This window comes from Cohnella nanjingensis, assembly GCF_014212125.1.
GTDB classification, from domain to species: Bacteria; Bacillota; Bacilli; order Paenibacillales; family Paenibacillaceae; genus Cohnella; species Cohnella nanjingensis.
Genome location: NZ_JACJVP010000082.1, coordinates 1 through 2,082, shown reverse-complemented (window position 1 = coordinate 2,082; position 2,082 = coordinate 1). Strand labels below are relative to the sequence as shown.

Here is a 2,082-nt window from a genome sequence, read left to right as displayed (position 1 = left end):
ATCGACGGTACCGAAATTTTGACCCACTATATTACGACGCCCCATCCGGGTCATGACAAAAACAGCATTTACCGCTTCTATACCTACAACGGGGAAGTGCTTCCGGAGACGGTAACCGGAATCTGGGACAATTACCGCGACAAGGAGATCAACGACGAGCTGCTGCTCGCTTTCGGCTACGGGGACGGCGGAGGCGGACCGACGCGGGAGATGCTGGAAATGCGCAGACGTCTCGAGCGGATGCCCGGATTGCCGAACGTGACGACGGGAAGGGCGGACGAATTTTTCAATCAGTTGGAAAATAACGTCCGGAGTTCCGACCGTTACGTGCACAAGTGGGACGGAGAGCTGTACCTGGAGCTGCACCGCGGCACCTATACGTCGCAGGCATTCATCAAAAAGATGAACCGGCAAATGGAGCACCTGCTGCGCAACGCGGAAATCGTGTCTGCCTTCTGGGGCGCGCTGGCGGGGTTCGGCAGCTACCCTTCGGACCGCCTGTACGAAAGCTGGAAAATCGTGCTGCGCAATCAGTTTCACGATATTTTGCCGGGCTCTTCGATCGCCGAAGTGTACGAGGATTCACGGTTGGAATACGCAGAAGCGGAGAAGCTGGCCGCGGGCGCTTTCGCGGATGGCTTCGGGCGTCTGGCCGGGCTCGTTCCCACGGGAGTATCATCGGGCTGGATCGTGTTCAATACGCTAACGTGGGACAGAGACGAATGCATTCGTCTGCCATGGGAAGATCGTTTCGGCAACGCGATATGGGAGAGTGCGGACGGACAACGCTTGGCGACACAGCGGATTCAGTCGGATAACGGCGAAGCTGCGCTGCTTGTCCGGGTCCGGAACATTCCCGGCCTTGGCTACACCACGGTGTATTGCAAGGAAGCGGAGGAGGCCTCCGCCGATGGCGCGTTGCTGGCCGCCGATCAACCCGCGCAGCCTATCGTAGTTGCGGAGAGCTCGGTTGCTACGCCATTCTACGAGATCGAGTGGAATGCCGAAGGCCAATTGACGCGCCTTTACGACAAGCGTACGGGTCGGGAGTTGATCGCGGCCGGAGAAACCGCCAACCGGTTCGATGTGCATGAGGATAAGCCGCTGAATAACGATGCGTGGGATATCGATATTTTCTATTATGAGAGCGTCCGACAGGTGAGCGAGCTGAAGTCCGTCCGCGTCGTCGAACAAGGAGAGCTTCGTGCCGTGATCCGGTTCAACTGGGAGTACGAAAGCTCGACGATTGAACAGGATATGATTCTGTATGCCGACAACCCGCGCATCGATTTCCCGACCCGCGTCCACTGGCAGGAGCACCAGCAGCTGCTGAAGGTCGCGTTTCCGCTCGCGGTGCGGGCGACTTCGGCCACGCATGAAATCCAGTTCGGCAACGTAGAGCGTCCGACGCATTGGAACAACAGCTGGGATTTCGCCCGGTTCGAGACATGCGCCCAGCGCTGGATCGATCTGTCCGAGCGGGGCTGCGGCGTCAGCCTGCTGAACGATTGCAAATACGGGCATGACGTGCGAGATCATGTAATGCGGCTGACCTTGATCAAATCGGCCGTCAGTCCGGACGCCAATGCCGATATCGGCGATCACGCGTTCACGTATTCGCTGCTGCCGCACGAAGGAGATTGGTTTGCCGCGGGAACGACGATTCAGGCAGCACGGTTGAACATTCCGGTCGAGGTGGCCAAGCTTGGCGGTGGGACGTCTGCGGAGGCGGACGCTCGAAACGGGGCTGCGCTGCCTGCGACGCTCCGCTTCTTCGGAACGGACAGCGACCATGTGGTCGTTGATACGATCAAGAAAGCCGAGGATTCCGACGATTGGATCGTACGTTGCTACGAATTCGCCGGGAAGAGAGGCAATGTCCGATTCGATGCCCATCTGGCGCTTCAATCCGTCGAGGAAGTGAATCTGATGGAGCGGGAAGCGGCCAAAGTCGGCCATTCGGGCCAGACGTTCGAGACGGATATCAAACCCTATGAAATCAAATCGTTCCGCATCCGGTTCAGCTAGTAGGCCGGCACAGTCAGCGGGTATAAGCGATTGCCCTCAGGCGTGATGATCGGA

The 2,082-nt window shown here is 58.4% G+C and carries 2 protein-coding genes (1 of these 2 only partly in view); both read left to right on the top strand.

Annotation, left to right across the window (positions count from 1 at the left end; translation table 11 throughout):
* Positions 1-56 carry the end of a glycoside hydrolase family 38 N-terminal domain-containing protein gene (locus tag H7C19_RS33405; protein ID WP_446681766.1) on the top strand. 505 nt of this gene lie to the left of the window's left edge, so the window shows 56 of its 561 coding nt (coding positions 506-561); its start codon lies off the left edge, out of view; its stop codon occupies positions 54-56.
* Positions 19-2,028: an alpha-mannosidase gene (locus tag H7C19_RS33400; protein WP_185673419.1), complete on the top strand. Its 2,010-nt coding sequence runs from the start codon at positions 19-21 to the stop codon at positions 2,026-2,028. The genes H7C19_RS33405 and H7C19_RS33400 overlap by 38 nt, the downstream gene beginning before the upstream one ends.
* The last annotated feature ends 54 nt before the right edge of the window (positions 2,029-2,082 follow it).